Origin of the sequence: Streptococcus mitis (assembly GCF_946190115.1) — a bacterium.
Classification (GTDB): Bacteria; Bacillota; Bacilli; order Lactobacillales; family Streptococcaceae; genus Streptococcus; species Streptococcus mitis_CO.
This window is the reverse complement of the sequence record NZ_CAMHZG010000005.1, coordinates 25064-42663: the sequence shown is the minus strand read 5'-3', so window position 1 is coordinate 42663 and position 17600 is coordinate 25064. Positions and strand designations below refer to the sequence as shown.

21 protein-coding genes and 2 pseudogenes are annotated in these 17600 nt (G+C 37.6%); 22 read left to right on the top strand and 1 reads right to left on the bottom strand.

The annotated features are described in order from the left end of the window. Window positions 1-67 precede the first annotated feature (67 nt). The 9 genes and pseudogenes from N8L90_RS03740 to N8L90_RS03700 all read left to right on the top strand — a co-directional run bounded on the left by N8L90_RS03740 (window position 68) and on the right by N8L90_RS03700 (window position 5727). Entirely contained in the window at window positions 68-424 is a 357-nt protein-coding gene (locus tag N8L90_RS03740; protein ID WP_001036312.1) for a hypothetical protein, read from the top strand. A gap of 205 nt (window positions 425-629) precedes the next feature. Continuing rightward, window positions 630-833 carry a hypothetical protein gene (locus N8L90_RS09635; protein ID WP_001171824.1) on the top strand — a complete coding sequence of 68 codons (204 nt, stop codon included), beginning with the start codon at window positions 630-632 and terminating at the stop codon, window positions 831-833. Window positions 834-1391: 558 nt separating this feature from the next. Further along, entirely contained in the window at window positions 1392-1796 is a 405-nt protein-coding gene (locus tag N8L90_RS03730; RefSeq protein WP_125452847.1) for an immunity protein, read from the top strand. A gap of 82 nt (window positions 1797-1878) precedes the next feature. Beyond that, window positions 1879-2262, top strand: coding sequence for a hypothetical protein (locus N8L90_RS03725; protein ID WP_000877391.1), 384 nt, complete (start codon window positions 1879-1881; stop codon window positions 2260-2262). Window positions 2263-2325: 63 nt separating this feature from the next. Continuing rightward, window positions 2326-3015 (top strand): CPBP family intramembrane glutamic endopeptidase, encoded by a 690-nt coding sequence (locus N8L90_RS03720; protein WP_261024209.1) that lies wholly within the window; start codon window positions 2326-2328, stop codon window positions 3013-3015. A gap of 40 nt (window positions 3016-3055) precedes the next feature. After that, window positions 3056-3304, top strand: coding sequence for an immunity protein BlpZ (blpZ, locus tag N8L90_RS03715; protein WP_261024208.1), 249 nt, complete (start codon window positions 3056-3058; stop codon window positions 3302-3304). 29 nt (window positions 3305-3333) lie between these two features. Continuing rightward, window positions 3334-3687: pseudogene (locus N8L90_RS03710) on the top strand (CPBP family intramembrane glutamic endopeptidase); the annotation flags it as partial. A 92-nt stretch (window positions 3688-3779) separates the two neighbouring features. After that, window positions 3780-4904: an AAA family ATPase gene (locus tag N8L90_RS03705; protein WP_261024207.1), complete on the top strand. Its 1125-nt coding sequence runs from the start codon at window positions 3780-3782 to the stop codon at window positions 4902-4904. Beyond that, the gene (locus tag N8L90_RS03700; RefSeq protein ID WP_261024205.1) at window positions 4891-5727 is read left to right on the top strand and encodes a hypothetical protein; all 837 of its coding nucleotides are present in this window, start codon (window positions 4891-4893) and stop codon (window positions 5725-5727) included. The genes N8L90_RS03705 and N8L90_RS03700 overlap by 14 nt, the downstream gene beginning before the upstream one ends. Before the next feature lie 209 nt (window positions 5728-5936). Here the strand turns inward: N8L90_RS03700 and N8L90_RS03695 are convergent. Beyond that, window positions 5937-6473, bottom strand: a pseudogene (locus tag N8L90_RS03695) (transposase); the annotation flags it as partial. 264 nt (window positions 6474-6737) lie between these two features. Between N8L90_RS03695 and ccrZ the strand changes: the two are divergent. From ccrZ to N8L90_RS03630, 13 genes are all read left to right on the top strand, one after another. Beyond that, complete coding sequence (gene ccrZ, locus N8L90_RS03690; RefSeq protein WP_000363005.1) at window positions 6738-7532, top strand: cell cycle regulator CcrZ; 795 nt, start codon at window positions 6738-6740, stop codon at window positions 7530-7532. Then, complete coding sequence (gene trmB / locus N8L90_RS03685) at window positions 7529-8164, top strand: tRNA (guanosine(46)-N7)-methyltransferase TrmB (RefSeq protein ID WP_261024204.1); 636 nt, start codon at window positions 7529-7531, stop codon at window positions 8162-8164. Before ccrZ ends, trmB begins: the two co-directional genes overlap by 4 nt. Window positions 8165-8289: 125 nt before the next feature. After that, the gene (rimP, locus tag N8L90_RS03680) at window positions 8290-8769 is read left to right on the top strand and encodes a ribosome maturation factor RimP (RefSeq protein ID WP_261024202.1); all 480 of its coding nucleotides are present in this window, start codon (window positions 8290-8292) and stop codon (window positions 8767-8769) included. A 43-nt stretch (window positions 8770-8812) separates the two neighbouring features. After that, the gene (nusA, locus tag N8L90_RS03675; protein ID WP_000032285.1) at window positions 8813-9949 is read left to right on the top strand and encodes a transcription termination factor NusA; all 1137 of its coding nucleotides are present in this window, start codon (window positions 8813-8815) and stop codon (window positions 9947-9949) included. 21 nt (window positions 9950-9970) lie between these two features. Continuing rightward, entirely contained in the window at window positions 9971-10264 is a 294-nt protein-coding gene (gene rnpM, locus N8L90_RS03670) for an RNase P modulator RnpM (protein ID WP_125451476.1), read from the top strand. Next, window positions 10257-10556, top strand: a complete 300-nt coding sequence (locus N8L90_RS03665; RefSeq protein WP_001041390.1) for a YlxQ-related RNA-binding protein — start codon at window positions 10257-10259, stop codon at window positions 10554-10556. Before rnpM ends, N8L90_RS03665 begins: the two co-directional genes overlap by 8 nt. Before the next feature lie 16 nt (window positions 10557-10572). After that, complete coding sequence (infB, locus tag N8L90_RS03660; RefSeq protein ID WP_261024200.1) at window positions 10573-13374, top strand: translation initiation factor IF-2; 2802 nt, start codon at window positions 10573-10575, stop codon at window positions 13372-13374. Window positions 13375-13624: 250 nt separating this feature from the next. Further along, window positions 13625-13975 carry a 30S ribosome-binding factor RbfA gene (gene rbfA, locus N8L90_RS03655; RefSeq protein WP_001273601.1) on the top strand — a complete coding sequence of 117 codons (351 nt, stop codon included), beginning with the start codon at window positions 13625-13627 and terminating at the stop codon, window positions 13973-13975. Window positions 13976-14146: 171 nt separating this feature from the next. Then, window positions 14147-14650: a hypothetical protein gene (locus N8L90_RS03650; RefSeq protein ID WP_261024199.1), complete on the top strand. Its 504-nt coding sequence runs from the start codon at window positions 14147-14149 to the stop codon at window positions 14648-14650. A gap of 20 nt (window positions 14651-14670) precedes the next feature. Beyond that, on the top strand, window positions 14671-15228 hold the full coding sequence (locus N8L90_RS03645) for a C1 domain-containing protein (RefSeq protein ID WP_173263015.1): 558 nt from the start codon (window positions 14671-14673) through the stop codon (window positions 15226-15228). A gap of 12 nt (window positions 15229-15240) precedes the next feature. Beyond that, complete coding sequence (locus N8L90_RS03640) at window positions 15241-16350, top strand: SPFH domain-containing protein (protein WP_261024196.1); 1110 nt, start codon at window positions 15241-15243, stop codon at window positions 16348-16350. Window positions 16351-16611: 261 nt separating this feature from the next. Beyond that, window positions 16612-17391 (top strand): EcsC family protein, encoded by a 780-nt coding sequence (locus N8L90_RS03635; protein WP_261024195.1) that lies wholly within the window; start codon window positions 16612-16614, stop codon window positions 17389-17391. 1 nt (window position 17392) lies between these two features. After that, window positions 17393-17575 carry a hypothetical protein gene (locus tag N8L90_RS03630; protein ID WP_033676265.1) on the top strand — a complete coding sequence of 61 codons (183 nt, stop codon included), beginning with the start codon at window positions 17393-17395 and terminating at the stop codon, window positions 17573-17575. The last annotated feature ends 25 nt before the right edge of the window (window positions 17576-17600 follow it).

The window sequence follows — 17600 nt, the reverse complement described above, 5'->3', positions numbered from 1 at the left end:
AGATCTGTGGAAAGAAGTACCGCCTGTAGTCATCAATTAAAATGCCATAGTATATGAGGTACCCTATATGAATAAGAAATCCTTTTTTATCATCTGTTCTACGTTGATTATAGCATCGAATCTTCTCATGATTTCCGTGGTGAATAAGGGAGAAGGAACAGGGAGCAACCTGTTTGTGATTGCTATAGCCTGTGTTATGTTACCAGTCTTTTTATATGCAGTTGAAAACCAACTGACTTCATTGATAAGAGTAGAATCAATACTCCTGATTCAGTTGGCAGTTATATCTCTACTCCGTCTTGTCAACAGAATAGGGAGTACGCCTGAAATTCTCAACATTATCATTACCCTTATCGCTTTGGCAAGTGGAACAGCTGCTATCCTTGTTGCGATCATGAGAATATATGAGAACATACGGAAGTGAGGGTGAGTAGTTTTCTATTTTGTATTTTCACATTGTCAAGTTCCCCAGGGCAAGTATGTTTTTCATGCTTGCTTTTTTTATTTTTAACAATTCAAGATGTTTTGATGACCGTTTGTGATTTGGATGGAAAATTTTAAAAAATAGTAGTATACTAGCCTTATTAAGGTTGTAATAGGACGAAAGTAAAAAGAGGTATTCCTCGTGAATGCAAAAACAACGTTACAATTGGCTATTATGGTTGCTTAAAGGCTTGAGCTTGTATGTAGAGGAGCTGTACTTGGAGGTAATTATGGATTTCAAAAGTTTTCTTATTGTTTTTGTTGTTGGTATGTTTGTTTCTTTTATTACTTCTTTAATTAGGGAAAAATTTTTAAAATCTCCAAAGAAGAATAAAGATAGATCTAATTAGATAAAGAGATTTTTTATCGCTAGTTTAATCTACAGGGGAGTTTCTTTAATATTGTTTCGCCTGTTAAAATGATATGTGATAGCAGGATAAAAAATCTACAAATTAAGTTGGTATCAATATGGTGTAAATGGCAAGTATGTTTTCCATGCTTGCTTTTTTAATTTTTTACAATTCAAGATGTTTTGATGACCATTTATGATGTGAGTGTTCCAAGGATAAAATGAGTGCTATACTAGCAGTGTAAAGGTTCTTGCTCAACTAATACTCTTCGAAAATCAAATTCAAACTACGTCAGCGTTGCCTTGCCGTACTCAAGTACAGCCTGCGGCTAGCTTCCTAGTTTGCTCTTTGATTTTCATTGAGTATAAGATAAAGCATACATTTAGGAGGATATCTTATGAAGAGAAAAATACTTATCATTTTCATCTTGTATCTGATTATGTCCATCTTTCTTTATCCGCTTAGGGAGAGTATTTGGTATCAGTTATTTTATACCATAGCCTATATGATTGCGGTTGTGATCTATTTTGCTTTAACTAAAAAGAAAGGAGCAAAGAAATGAAAGCTTTTCTTGCTAAAAAACGGAACATCTTCCTTACGAGATTGTTCCTAGGTCAGTTGCCCTTGCTTGTCTCTACTTATCTATTTCTATCTCGTCAGTTTTTAAATTTTTCATTGGTTTTCCAATTTCTTTTAGTGGTTATTAACTTGGCTTCTATTTTGGTCACTGTTTACCTCACTAGGGAGATGAGGATAAGAGAGTTTGAAGATGATGATTTGGTTAGTCCTAGAACCAATCAACTCATGTATATCGGCTTGACAGGTTTTATGTCCATTATTTGTTTGTATAGAGGTATCACAGCAGGAGAATTCTATCAGCAATTAATTGCCTATATTGGCGCTATTCTCTGCTTGATTATTATGCTTCTACTCATTTGGGGCTTGAAGTATTATAAAAAGTAGCTTGCCTTCCTCTTCTGACAGAATCTTTTATTAGAAGGCTCTATTAAACTGTCCGTGAAATAAGTGAATGGAGGTATTTAAAATGAAATATAGATTATTTCTTGTTATTTTCTTGAGTAGTATGTTGAATATTCTTTTAGGGACATTTTTACAAATCTCTAATGTATCGATTGGGTGGCTTGTTCTCTACAGTGGATTATTTGAAGCAGGCGTTTTCCTTCTTGCTAATAAAGGGGTGGCGGTAAAAATCAAGGAAGTAGATATTCGAAATCGCTTTAAATTTATTTTTGAAAAAACCTTATGGTTTCAAATTCTTTTGCTCATCTTTTTGATGGTCAAACTTTATCTTGGTTTGGATGCGAGGTTGATTTTATTCTATGGACATATTTTCATTGTCTTTAATGCCTTAATGTATCTATTATCTAGTAGTCAGGTTAGCCTTAAAAAGAACAAGCTGTCTTCTTAATCTTGCAGTAATAGAGCCTGACAAGGTGAGCCATCCTGCCTTGTAGATAGTAGGAGGAGTTATATGAAAAGACACTCTATTCTTTTCAAAACGAGTGCAATTCTTTCTTATTTGTTCCTGTTTTTCGGATTGTTTTGGACAACCAAATTTTGGAGCAATTATTGGGAGTTCTCGTCTTGGGTAGGAAATCTTATCTGGATTCGAAACATCATCAGCCTTCTCTTTATCTGCTTGATGTTTTGGATTTTGGTCAGGTCGGGCCATGCTTATCTCTTTCGTATCCCTAGGAAAAAGTGGTTGAGCTATTCTGTTCTGACGGTGTTAGCCGCTGTTGTGTTGATATGCTTTAACTATCTGACAGCTAAACACGTTCAGGGAACCAATGAAGGGTGGAATTTGTTTATTGCCTATAGTGAGACAAATTTTGCGGAGTTTGGTGTTTACCTAACCTTAATCGTACTAGGACCTCTGATGGAAGAATTGGTGTGTAGAGGACTGCTTCAACATGCCTTCTTTAAGAATTCGAGGTGGGGGCTGGATCTTCTCTTTCCGTCATTCTTATTTGCCTTGCCCCACTTTTCTAGCTTGCCAAGTTTCGCAGATATTCTTGTCTATACGGCAGTGGGCTGTCTATTTGCCTGTCTAACACGTTATACGAAGAGTATCTATCCTTCTTATTCGATCCATATTGTTAATAATATCATTGCAAACTTACCATTTTTGCTCACTTTTCTACATAGGGTCTTGGGGTAAAAAATAAAAGGCTTGCTTTTCAGCCATAGAGGAGGTCATCATGTATAAACACTTATTTTTCCTAGATTCCAAAACCTTAGACTGGTTGACGCCCTATATTCTGGTCTTGGCTTCTGACACCATTGCTTTTAATGTTTTTGTGCTAACCTTTGTATCTGTTGTGGCCTTTTATTTCCTAAACCCCATGCTATCTTTAATGGCTATCTTTTTAGGGGGTAGTTATGTGGTCGGATTTTGGTTACTCAAATGGTTTGTTTTGGAAAGACTAGAGCTCAAGGATGACGCGTAGGAAGTCTGTTTGTTGAGGAGGATAGTTTTATGGAGTTTTTTGATAAATTTCATGCCTTGTGTTTTGGATTTTTAATACTACTAATCGTCATTACAGTGCCTTATACGATTAACCATGGGGATTTTTTTCAAAATGAATCTGAATTGATTATTGTAAGTCTTCTTGTAACCTCGCTGAGTGTTGTTTATGCTAGAAAGTTTGATATGATTTCTTTTGGGATGTTAAGCAAGAAAGACCTTTTGCTTTTTATTGCAATCTTTCTTCTAAGTGTGCTTGAGACGCTGGTTTATATTCATTTCTTCGCTGTTTCTTCTGGCGCGGGAGTTCAACACTTGGCGGAAGTCAGCAGAGGAATTTCTCTGTCTTTGATTTTGACGCTAAGCTGGATTCTAGAAAATAGCTAAAATTCTTTGACAATTGGATTATTCTTTAGTATTATAAAGGTGGTGTAAAAAAATTACACTAAGGAGGAAACATGATTAAAACGTTTAAAGTTAAAGGTTTTAAGAATTTTAAAGATGAATTAATCTTCGATTTCACCTCAGGGAATTACGAATATAATACTGATGCAATTCAAGATAACCTTGTTAAAGATTCACTAATCTATGGAGATAACGCCAGCGGGAAATCCAATTTAGGCTTGGCTCTTATGGATATAGTTTCACATTTGACAGATAAACATATCAGAAGAGAAGAATATGATAAACATTACTTAAATTTAGACAGTGATATAGATATAGCAGAATTTGAATATACTTTTCAGTTTGATAAGGATGAACTTATATATAGATATAAGAAATCTAGCTTTCTAAGATTAGTAGAAGAAATTGTTTTGATTAATGGAACTCCAGTAATAGACTCTCGTCAAAAAAATGAGAGAGAAAAAGCAACCTTGAAAGGTACCGAGCATCTAACATTTGATTTTGATACTGAGGATCTATCGTTAGTTAAATATATTAGGAATAATACCGCATTAAATCCTAAGACAGATAAAAATGTTGAAGTATTTTTACTTTTTATGGATTTTGTCAATAGAATGCTATCTTTTGATTCGCTGGACGGAAACAGGTATAGAGGTTTTAAAACAGGTTCGGAATCCATTGCCTCAGCAATTATTGAGACTGGAAACCTTAGTAACTATAATCAATTTTTAAAAGATTTAGGTATAGATTATAATCTATTTGAAAAAGAGGTTGATGGAGAAAAACAGATTTATGTGAAATTTGACTCAGGCAAGGAAGTAGAGTTTTGGGGCATTATGTCTAAAGGGACTAGATCACTAACACTTTTCTTTTATTGGTATTTATCGTTTGAAAAAGAAGTTCGTTTTGTTTTTATGGATGAATTTGATGCATATTTTCATAATGATGTTTCTCGTGAAATTATTAAAAGATTAATAAAAATACGATCTCTCCAATTAGTTATAACAACACATAATACCACTAATATGTCTAATACTTTATTACGACCAGATTGTTATTACATCATTGAAGATAATGAAATATCTAGTCTTTCAAATAAAACAGATATGGTTATAAGAAAAACACAAAATTTAGAGAAAATGTACAGAACAGGGTTCTTTGCTGATGTCAAAAACTAAAAGAATACTATTTATTACTGAGGGCAAAAAACCGGATACAAAACTCGTGAAATCGGTTTGCAATTTTCAAAGTGACTTTTTTTCTCATAAAATTGATTATGAAATAGTCATTTTTTCTACAAACATTTATTCCTTATATAATAAATTAAAAGAAAACCAATATGAACAAACAGTAGAACATATTTGTGAATTATCTGATGGGGAATTTGAATATACTAGCGAGGACTTCTCTTTAATTTATCTCTTTTTCGATTTAGACGCCCAACACTATAAAGAAGATAAAAAAGATAAAGATGTAGAAAAAATATATAACGAAATATATAACAAAATTGAGGAGATGTTAAATTTATTTGATAATGCAACCGAAAATGGTAAACTTTTTTTAAGTTATCCTATGGTGGAAGCCAATAATTACTTTCATGAAAGATTTATAAATTGTGATAGTATTAATCTTATTACATACCCTGTGTTTAGCGATGTTCACTTTAAAGATGCGTGTAAGATTTTTATTAAAGAAAATGGTCCATTTCAAATTAGAATGAAAGATAAAAATCAAATTTGGCTTAGTTTGATTCTTTATACAACTTATATGTTATTTTATTTAAAAATCAATTCATTTATTCAAGAGGGGACTATAGATTCTAAAGACATATTTTTAAAGCAGTATAACGACTTTATATTACCTCTTGAACGAGTATTGTTACTTAGTGCATTTCCGCAATATTTACTTGATTTTTATGGAGTTGAAAGATTTATAGATAATGAACGACTGCAAATGTTATTAAAAAATGAAGTTGCTATGGGGATTACCCATGTTGGATAATTTTAGCTATGTTGAAAATTCTAAATTTTTACATTATTCACTTTTATTGTCACCTCCCAAAATAATAGATTTTCTATATCTTGTAGTCAAACACAGATAGTCGATAGGTGAATTTTTGAATTATCTAGTTTTTGTGTGAGACAATATAATTATTTTAGCATTTCGTAAAATTTTTGGCTCTTTGTCAACTGTAGTGGGTTGAAGAAAAGCTAAGATCTAGAAAGGACAAATTTCGTCCTTTCTTTTTTGATATTTAGAGCGATGAAAATCCGTTTTTTGAAGTTTTCAAAGTTCCGAAAACCAAAGGCATTTCGCTTGATAAGTTTAATGAGATTATTAGTCGCCTCCAATTTGGCGTTAGAATAGGGTAGTTGAAGATCGTTGACAATCTTTTCTTTATCCTTGAGGAAAGTTTTAAAGATAGTCTGAAAAAGAGGATGAACCTGCTTAAGATTGTCCTCAATAAGTCCGAAAAATTTGTCAGGCTCCGTATTCTGAAAGTGAAAAAGCAAGAGTTGATAGAGATGATAGTGGTGTTTCAAGTCTTCTTAATAGCTCAAAAGCTTGTCTAGAATTTCTTTATTCGTCAAGTGCATACGAAAAGTAGGGCGATAAAATCGTTTATCACTCAATTTACGACTATCCTGCTGAATGAGTTTCCAGTAGCGTTTAATAGTCTTGTATTCATGAGATGTTCTATCGAATTGATTTATGATTTGGACACGAACACGACTCATAGCACGGCTGCTACTATCCTAAAATCAAAAAACATCTTATAATGGTAGTTATGAAACTTACAAACGAAGAAATATAGAAAATTGAAAAACTCCTAAGAGATTCATCGTACGCCAAATATCACAAACGTCTACAGATTATTTATTTTTGCTCAAAAGGAAAGAGTTATAAGGAAGTTACCCGAAATGCTTTTCTTTGAGAATCGGGCGTGGAGCGGTTGACGAATAGGCCAAAAACTAGTAGAATAGTAAGGAAACTTTATACGGAGGAAAGAAATGGATTTGGGTGATAATGAGCTAACACTGACTCCCATACCTGGGAAAAGTGGCAAGGCTTATATGGGTAGCTATCCTGATGGGAAGCGTATCTTTGTAAAAATGAACACCTCTCCAATCCTACCTGGTCTAGCTAGAGAACAAATTGCTCCACAATTATTATGGAGTCGCCGTTTGGCAGATGGGCGTGATATGTGTGCTCAAGAATGGTTGACAGGCAAAATATTGACCCCCTATGATATGAATCGTAAACAAATCGTCAATATTTTAACCCGCCTTCATCGCTCACGTCCATTGATGACACAGTTGAGTCGCTTGGGCTATGCCATGGAAACACCTGTAGATTTACTGCAGTCTTGGCAAGAAACGGCTCCAGATGCTTTGCGTAAAAATCATTTTATCAGTGAAGTGATGGCTGATTTACGTCAGACTATTCCAGGATTTAGAGAGGATTATGCGACCATTGTCCATGGAGATGTACGACATAGTAATTGGATTGAGACAGATAGTGGCTTGATTTATTTGGTAGATTGGGATTCGGTTCGCTTGACCGATCGCATGTTTGATGTGGCCCATATGCTCTGCCATTATATTCCAGAACATCAGTGGAAGGAATGGTTGACCTACTACGGTTACAAGTACAATCAGACGGTATTAAATAAATTGTATTGGTACGGTCAATTGTCTTATTTGAGCCAGATTTCCAAGTATTATATGAACCAAGATTTAGAAAATGTCAATCGGGAGATCCATGGCTTACGTCACTTCCGAGACAAGTATGGAAAGAGAAGATGAGAGTTAGAAATCGTAAAGGGGCAACAGAATTACTAGAGGCAAATCCCCAGTATGTGGTCCTCAATCCCTTAGAAGCTAAGGGAAAATGGCGGGACTTGTTTGGAAATGATAATCCCATTCATGTGGAAGTTGGAAGTGGAAAGGGTGCCTTTGTTTCAGGTATGGCCAAGCAAAACACTGACATCAACTATATCGGAATTGATATTCAAAAGTCTGTTTTGAGCTACGCTTTGGACAAGGTGCTTGAAGTTGGAGTGCCGAACATCAAGCTCTTGTGGGTAGATGGTTCTGATTTGACTGACTACTTTGAAGACGGTGAGATTGATCGCTTGTATCTGAATTTTTCAGATCCTTGGCCGAAAAAACGCCATGAAAAGCGTCGTTTGACCTACAAAACCTTCTTGGATACCTTCAAGCGTATCTTACCTGAAAATGGAGAAATTCATTTCAAGACGGATAACCGTGGCTTGTTTGAGTACAGCCTAGTGAGCTTTTCTCAATATGGCATGAAACTCAATGGTGTCTGTCTAGACTTACATGCCAGTGATTTTGAAGGCAATGTCATGACAGAATACGAGCAAAAATTCTCAAACAAGGGTCAAGTTATCTACCGAGTTGAGGCAGAATTTTAAGAAATAGCCTGAAATCAGGCTGTATAAGTGCTTTTGCTTTACATAAGTTGGCAAACGTGCTATACTAACAGTAAGAATATGAAAAGTGAGGCGGGGAAAAATCTTCGCCTCTTGCTTATGAGGAGGTGGACGCAATCGCAACAATCGTAGAATTAGTTAGAGAAGTTGTAGAACCTGTCATTCAAGCACCTTTCGAACTCGTGGATATCGAGTATGGAAAGATTGGCAGTGACATGATTCTCAGTATTTTTGTAGATAAACCTGAAGGAATTACCTTGAACGACACGGCGGACTTGACAGAAATGATCAGTCCTGTCCTAGACACCATCAAGCCAGATCCCTTCCCAGAACAATATTTCCTAGAAATCACCAGTCCAGGCTTGGAACGTCCTTTGAAAACTAAGGATGCCGTTGCTGGAGCGGTTGGGAAATACATCCATGTCGGGCTCTACCAAGCCATCGATAAGCAAAAGGTCTTTGAAGGAACCTTGGTGGCCTTCGAAGAGGACGAGTTGACTATGGAATATATGGACAAGACGCGTAAGAAAACTGTCCAAATTCCATACAGTTTAGTATCAAAAGCACGTTTAGCAGTTAAATTATAGAAAAAGAAAGGATAGCTTTTGAGGATTCAAAAGTGAAGAAAACATGAGTAAAGAAATGCTAGAGGCCTTCCGCATTTTGGAAGAAGACAAGGGAATCAAAAAAGAAGACATCATCGACGCAGTAGTAGAGTCGCTTCGTTCCGCTTATCGCAGACGCTATGGTCAATCAGATAGCGTAGCTATTGACTTTAACGAAAAAACAGGTGATTTTACAGTTTATACTGTCCGTGAAGTGGTTGATGAAGTATTTGATAGCCGTTTGGAAATCAGCTTGAAAGATGCTCTTGCCATTAATTCAGCCTATGAACTTGGTGATAAGATTAAGTTTGAAGAAGCACCAGCTGAGTTCGGTCGTGTAGCAGCCCAATCTGCCAAACAAACCATCATGGAAAAAATGCGCAAGCAAACACGTGCCATCACTTACAATACTTACAAAGAGCATGAACAAGAAATCATGTCAGGTACAGTTGAACGTTTTGATAACCGCTTCATTTATGTCAATCTTGGCAGCATCGAAGCCCAATTGTCTAAACAAGACCAAATTCCTGGAGAAGTGTTTGCTTCCCACGATCGTATCGAAGTTTATGTCTACAAAGTGGAAGACAACCCTCGTGGAGTTAACGTTTTTGTAAGTCGTAGCCACCCAGAAATGATCAAACGTTTGATGGAGCAAGAAATTCCAGAAGTTTATGACGGAACGGTTGAAATCATGAGCGTGGCTCGTGAAGCTGGTGACCGTACTAAGGTTGCCGTTCGTAGCCACAATCCAAACGTGGACGCTATCGGTACAATCGTTGGACGTGGTGGTGCTAATATCAAGAAGATTACTAGCAAATTCCACCCAGCTCGCTACGATGCTAAGAGCGACCGCATGGTACCAATCGAAGAAAATATCGACGTTATCGAGTGGGTAGCAGATCCAGCTGAATTTATTTACAATGCCATCGCTCCTGCTGAGGTTGACCAAGTTATCTTTGACGAAAACGACAGCAAACGTGCCTTGGTGGTTGTTCCTGATAACAAGCTTTCTCTTGCAATCGGTCGTCGTGGGCAAAACGTTCGCTTGGCGGCTCACTTGACTGGTTACCGTATCGATATCAAGTCTGCTAGTGAATTTGAAGCCATGGAAGAAGCTGGTTCGGTAGATTTGGAAGCAGAAAACGATACTGTAGAAGAATAAAAGCTGCTAGAGGAGGGAAAGATGAAAACGAGAAAAATCCCTTTGCGCAAGTCTGTTGTGTCTAACGAAGTGATTGATAAGCGTGATTTGCTCCGTATTGTCAAGAACAAGGAAGGACAAGTCTTTATCGATCCAACAGGCAAGGCCAATGGCCGTGGCGCTTATATCAAGCTAGACAATAAAGAAGCCCTAGAGGCGAAAAAGAAGAAGGTCTTTAACCGTAGCTTTAGCATGGAAGTGGAAGAAAGCTTTTATGATGAGTTGATCGCCTATGTGGATCACAAAGTGAAAAGAAGAGAGTTAGGACTTGAATAAGCAAAAAATAAGCAATCTCTTGGGACTCGCTCAGCGAGCAGGGCGGATCATATCGGGTGAAGAATTGGTGGTCAAGGCTATTCAAGACGGCAAGGCCAAGTTAGTCTTTCTAGCCCATGATGCTGGACCCAATCTGACCAAGAAAATTCAAGATAAAAGTCATTATTATCAAGTAGAAATTGTAACCGTGTTTTCAACACTGGAATTAAGCATAGCAGTCGGGAAATCGAGAAAGGTTTTGGCTGTAACAGATGCTGGATTTACAAAGAAAATGAGGTCTCTTATGGAATAGAAGAGGAGGACATGATTTGTCTAAGAAAAGATTGTACGAAATCGCAAAAGAACTTGGAAAAGAAAGTAAAGAAGTTGTAGCGCGTGCAAAAGAGTTGGGCTTGGATGTGAAAAGCCACTCATCAAGTGTGGAAGAAGCTGTCGCTGCAAAAATCGTTGCCAGCTTTAAACCTGCAGCTGCTCCGAAAGCAGAAGCAAAACCTGCAGCACCAAAAGCAAGTACAGAAAAGAAAGCCGAGAAATCTGAACCAGCTAAACCAGCTGTAGCTAAGGAAGAGGCAAAACCTGCTGAGCCAGTCGCTCCGAAGGCAGAAAAAGTAGCAGCTAAACCGCAAAGCCGTAATTTCAAGGCTGAGCGTGAAGCCCGTGCCAAAGAGCAGGCAGAACGACGTAAGCAAAATAAGGGCAATAACCGTGACCAACAACAAAACGGGAACCGTCAGAAAAACGACGGCCGCAATGGTGGAAAACAAGGTCAAGGCAACCGCGACAATCGCCGTTTTAATGACCAAGCTAAGAAACAGCAAGGTCAGCAAAATCGTGGTAATGAGCGCCGTCAACAAGAGGACAAACGTCCAAATCAAGTGGCTCCACGTGTTGACTTTAAAGCCCGTGCAGCAGCCCTAAAAGCAGAGCAAAATGCAGAATATGCCCGTTCAAGTGAGGAACGTTTCAAGCAGACTCAGGCTGCCAAAGAAGCCTTGGCCCAAGCAAATAAACGCAAGGAGCCAGAGGAAATCTTTGAAGAAGTGGCTAAGTTAGCTGAACAAGCGCAACAAGAACAGCAAATTCAAGCAGTGGTTGAAGTCGTCCCTGAGAAAACAGAACCTGCAGTGGATACACGTCGTAAAAAACAAGCTCGACCAGACAAAAATCGTGACGATTATGATCACGAAGAAGATGGTCCTAGAAAACAACAAAAGAATCGAAGTAGTCAAAATCAAGTGAGAAATCAAAAGAATAGTAACTGGAATAACAACAAAAAGAACAAAAAAGGCAATAACAAGAACAACCGTAATCAGACTCCAAAACCTGTTACGGAGCGCAAATTCCATGAATTGCCAACAGAATTTGAATATACAGATGGTATGACCGTTGCGGAAATCGCAAAACGTATCAAACGTGAACCAGCTGAAATCGTTAAGAAACTCTTTATGATGGGCGTCATGGCCACACAAAACCAATCCTTGGATGGGGAAACAATTGAACTCCTCATGGTGGATTATGGTATCGAAGCCAAACAAAAAGTTGAAGTGGATAATGCCGACATCGAACGTTTCTTTATCGAAGATGGTTATCTCAATGAAGATGAATTGGTTGAGCGTCCACCAGTTGTAACTATCATGGGACACGTTGACCACGGTAAAACAACACTCCTAGATACCCTTCGTAATTCTCGTGTTGCGACAGGTGAAGCGGGTGGTATCACTCAGCATATCGGTGCCTACCAAATCGTGGAAAATGGCAAGAAGATTACCTTCCTTGATACACCAGGACACGCGGCCTTTACATCTATGCGTGCGCGTGGTGCTTCTGTTACCGATATTACTATCTTGGTCGTAGCGGCAGATGACGGGGTTATGCCTCAGACTATCGAAGCCATTAACCATTCAAAAGCGGCCAATGTTCCAATCATCGTAGCCATTAACAAGATTGATAAACCAGGTGCTAACCCAGAACGCGTTATCGGTGAATTGGCAGAGCATGGAGTTATGTCAACTGCTTGGGGTGGAGATTCTGAATTTGTTGAAATCTCAGCTAAATTCAACCAAAATATCGAAGAATTGTTGGAAACAGTCCTTCTTGTGGCTGAAATCCAAGAACTCAAGGCAGATCCAACAGTGCGTGCTATCGGTACAGTTATCGAAGCGCGCTTGGATAAAGGAAAAGGTGCGGTCGCAACCCTTCTTGTTCAACAAGGTACCTTGAATGTTCAAGACCCAATCGTTGTCGGAAATACCTTCGGTCGTGTCCGTGCTATGACTAATGACCTTGGTCGTCGTGTTAAAGTTGCTGGACCATCAACACCAGTTTCAATCACAGGTTTGAACGAAGCGCCGATGGCGGGTGACCACTTTGCTGTTTACGAAGATGAAAAATCTGCGCGTGCAGCAGGTGAAGAGCGTGCCAAACGTGCCCTCATGAAACAACGTCAAGCTACCCAACGTGTCAGCCTTGAAAACCTCTTTGATACGCTTAAAGCTGGTGAACTCAAATCTGTTAACGTTATCATTAAGGCTGACGTACAAGGTTCTGTTGAAGCTCTTTCTGCCTCACTTCAGAAGATCGATGTGGAAGGTGTTAAAGTTACCATCGTTCACTCAGCGGTCGGTGCTATCAATGAATCTGACGTGACCCTTGCCGAAGCTTCAAATGCCTTTATCGTTGGTTTCAACGTACGCCCTACACCACAAGCTCGTCAACAAGCAGAAGCTGACGATGTGGAAATCCGTCTCCACAGCATTATCTACAAGGTTATTGAAGAGATGGAAGAAGCCATGAAAGGGATGCTTGATCCAGAATTTGAAGAAAAAGTTATTGGTGAAGCAGTTATTCGTGAAACCTTCAAGGTGTCTAAAGTGGGAACTATCGGTGGATTCATGGTTATCAACGGTAAGGTTACCCGTGACTCAAAAGTCCGTGTTATCCGTGATGGTGTCGTTATCTATGACGGTGAACTTGCAAGCTTGAAACACTACAAAGACGACGTCAAAGAAGTTACAAACGGTCGTGAAGGTGGATTGATGATTGATGGCTACAATGATATCAAGATGGATGATGTGATTGAGGCTTATGTCATGGAAGAAATCAAACGATAAGATTTTTGCTCCTTTCTTAGGTGGTGAGGGACGCAAGCAAACCGATGGTTTCATTGCTTATTTTTGAGCCTAGGGTCTCAAAAATCCCCTGTGATGGGACTTATAAATCAGTTCCATCACTTTCACCACGGCGAAAGAAGCAGATGATTTCAAATTGAACTTTGTTTCAATTTGAAATGAAAATCAAGAAGTTTAAAAATAGCTAGGTCTGCTGGCCTAGCTTTTGGTTCAAAGTAGAGAAAGGAATATCATGGCAAATCATTTCCGTACGGATCGTGTGGGCATGGAAATCAAGCGTGAAGTCAATGAGATTTTGCAAAAGAAAGTCCGTGATCCGCGTGTCCAAGGCGTAACCATCACAGATGTTCAGATGCTAGGTGACTTGTCTGTAGCCAAGGTTTACTACACCATTTTGAGTAACCTTGCTTCGGATAATCAAAAAGCCCAAATCGGGCTTGAAAAAGCAACTGGTACTATCAAACGTGAACTTGGTCGCAATTTGAAATTGTACAAAATCCCAGATTTGACCTTCGTCAAAGACGAGTCCATCGAGTATGGAAACAAGATTGACGAAATGCTACGCAATCTGGATAAGAACTAAGAAGAGGGGTAACCCTCTTTTTTGGTGGAGAAAATAGGTGGAATTTGAAATGGAAAAATATTCTTTTAAAAAAGGGATTCTGTATTTTTTAATGTTTATCTAATCAGAAAATGCTTTTTTTTTTTAGGAAATATGATATGATGATTTCATAAATAAAAGGAGATTCTATCAATGAATAATATAAAAAAAGTTTGTCGTTTAGCTTTGCTAGGTCTTTCCGTCTCTACTCTAGTTGCTTGTAGTTCTCTTTCTGAAAAAACAAGTAGCTCTTCTAGTGAGAATCAAACAGAAGCTTCATCTAGTAGTTCTGAAAAGAAAGGATTGTTTGCTAAAGCAAAAGAAAAACTCAGTTCAAGTGATTTTAATCCACAAGATGTTAGCGATACGACAATTGAGTCTATAAAAACCTATGAAGATTACTTGATTATGAATGAGAAAATAATCGATAATTACTATACAGAAGCAGATGAAGCCTTTAAAGGGACTGTTTTAGAAGATAGCGCTGCTATCCAAGAACTAAAAGATAGCACTAAAAAAGAAATGGAAGATTTGAAAAAACAATATGGTCCGCTAAAGAAAGCACCGATTCAAGGAAAAGAAGAAGTGATTAAGACTCTAAAAGATTATCGTGATAATCTACATGAACAAGTGGAGCAGTGGAAAGCTAGTCTTTAATAGGAAGAGTGGAGTTCAATATGGATTATCAATTATTGCCACATGAATATATGGTTATGAATAGTGACCATGTGAGTTTTGGGAAAAATGGTTTGTCTACAGATGAATTAATTTTAACGAATCTACACTTAATATATATAAAAAAAGGTTTGTGGGGAGGAAAAAAAGACCAAGTTACCATACCCATTAACCAGATTAAAATTTTTGAAGGGAAACCTCAAGTTTCAGTAACCAAAACCAATGGTGTGAAACGGCTGGAAATTTATTATAATGGCGGACAAGCTATCTTTGCATTTAATAATACTAAGGATACTGACAAGTGGGCTAGAAACATTATTAAATTGATATCAGGTGATACAAGCAATTTTGAAACCTTGGGGGATAGCAGCTTGTTTGGAGCAGATGTTTTGGCAGAAACATTTAAGGATACATTTGACACTTTTAAAGCAGGACTTGGGATTAAGGATGCAGAGCCAGAAAAGATTTCAACCAAGTGTAGCTTTTGTGGAGCACCTTTGTCAGGTCAAGTGAAGCAAACAGTAAGATGTGCCTATTGTGATATGGATCAGAGTTTATAAGGGGGCAATTAAATGGGGTTGATAAAAGCAATTACAGATTCTATTGGTGGGACATTTGCAGATCAGTGGAAAGAAATTATCACAGTTCAAGCTTTTGATGAACATACAGCTGTAAGTCCCGGTATTGTTCAAGAAAGTAATAATGGTAGGGGTGTCAATACGAAGGGATCTGCAGGTGTTATTTCCAACGGATCCAAGATTTTTATTCCAGAAAATACTGCAGCCTTTATCTTTAGTCAGTCTGGTATCGAGGAAATTATTACAGAACCAGGTGGATATGAATATCAAAATGGTGAGAGCAGTGTTTTTAACGGTGATGGATTGAAAAAGTCACTGTTTGACAATGTTGTTAATCGTGTTGGATTCGGTGGTCAAAGTGATCAGCAAAAACAGATTTGTTTTGTTAATTTGAGAGAAATTCGTGATATTAAATTTGGAACTCGTGGTCCAGTCATGTATAATGATTTGTTTTATGGTACAGATTTAGAAGTACGTGCTTTTGGAACATTTTCTATCCAAATTACAGATGCTAAGCAATTTATCAGAAATTTTCTTCCTGCCAATGTGACTTATTATACCTTTGATAGCGCTCAAGCTAGATCACAAATAGTAACAGAATTTCTTCAATCTTTTATTGTTGCACTTAATTCTTTGTCAACAACTTATCGTATTTCACAATTACCCTCACAAGCTGCAGTTCTTGCGGAACAAGTATCAAATGATGGACAGTATGCAGGGACTTGGAAAGAACGTTTTGGATTTGAGATTGTAAAAGTTGCCATCGCTAATATTGAGTTCTCACCAGAATCTAAGGAACTGGTCAAACAATTTTCATCAAATAAGATGAATTTAAAAGCTTATGATGATGTATCGCAGAAATCTTCTAATATTGCAGCACAACAAAAAATTGCATCAGGAGTAGAGCAACATGGTCTAGGTGATAGTGCTGGCATGATATTTGGAATGAATATGGCTCAAAGTTTAGATGAAAAAGCCATGAAACCGAGTCTATCATTAGATGAGCAAATCGAAGCACTTACAAAACTAAAATCTCTTTTAGATGCAGGTATATTATCTCAGGAAGAATTTGATCGAAAGAAAAAAGAAATTATGGATTTATAAAATGAAACTCGAAAGCTCATAGTTAGTGTGTATTCAAGGAACATTTTAGGTGAAACAATAATAGACTATCGTTCACAGATAGAATATCATGTTGTAAGGGTAGGAGTTGAATATTCGAGCTGTCTCTACAAAGACTATTAAAAATCTTTAACAAATAAGTTGCTAAGGATTTTTTGAAAATTTTTGAGGGGAATTTGAAACATACTTTAAAAGAGTATGCTATCATAGAATATAACTTACAGAAGTAAAAGGAGTTTGTATATGGCTGAACAAGAGTTAGCTATGCAAGTATTACAACAAGTGGTAAAACTACCAGTTGTTAAGGTTGATCGTTCGAAATTTTTAGTGGATAAGTTTTCCAAAGAATTGGATCCACAGGACATTCCTACCTTATTAGAACAAGGCCCAACGTCTCTCTTATCTCAAGAAACTTTAGATCGAGTGGCTAATGCCTGCATTAGGGATAATGTTTTATTGGCGAGTGGAACCTCTGTTTTGGCAGGATTACCAGGTGGACTTGCCATGGCAATTACCATACCAGCGGATGTAGCTCAATTTTATGGTTTCTCTCTGAAATTGGCTCAAGAATTAGGTTATATTTATGGTTATGAAGATCTTTGGGCTTCACGCGATGAGTTGAGTGAAGATGCTCAAAATACCCTCTTGCTTTATCTAGGTGTCATGTTGGGGGTGAATGGAACCGCTGCCTTGCTACGTGCAGGTGGTATAACAATTGCCAAACAGGTAATGAAAACAGTACCTAATAAAGCTTTAACAAAGACGCTTTGGTACCCTATTTTGAAAAAAGTCTTAAGAATATTTGGTGTGAATCTTACCAAGGGAGGGCTGGCCAAAGGAATGGGAAAATTCATTCCTATCTTGGGTGGTATCATTTCAGGTGGTTTAACCTTTGCAACTATGAAACCAATGGGTGAAAGCTTGCAGAAAGAATTATCCAAACTAGTCAATTATAGTGAAGTTCAATATCAAGAAGATGTTGAAACAATCCGAAAAGAGGCTGAAATAATCGAGGGTGAGTGAGATGAATCCTATCAAAGCTTTTGCTAAAATTTACGGGAATTACTTTTTGACCATGCAAGGTGTAAAAGTAATGAAAACGATAAAGAAAGATGACAATGTTGTTGTCGGTCTGGGGAAATTATTTATTGCAGACAAGCTAATGGATACGGCTCGGTGGATCATCAAGCCAGAGGATAGAGAATGAAATTTTTCTGGGGACTTCTTGCCAT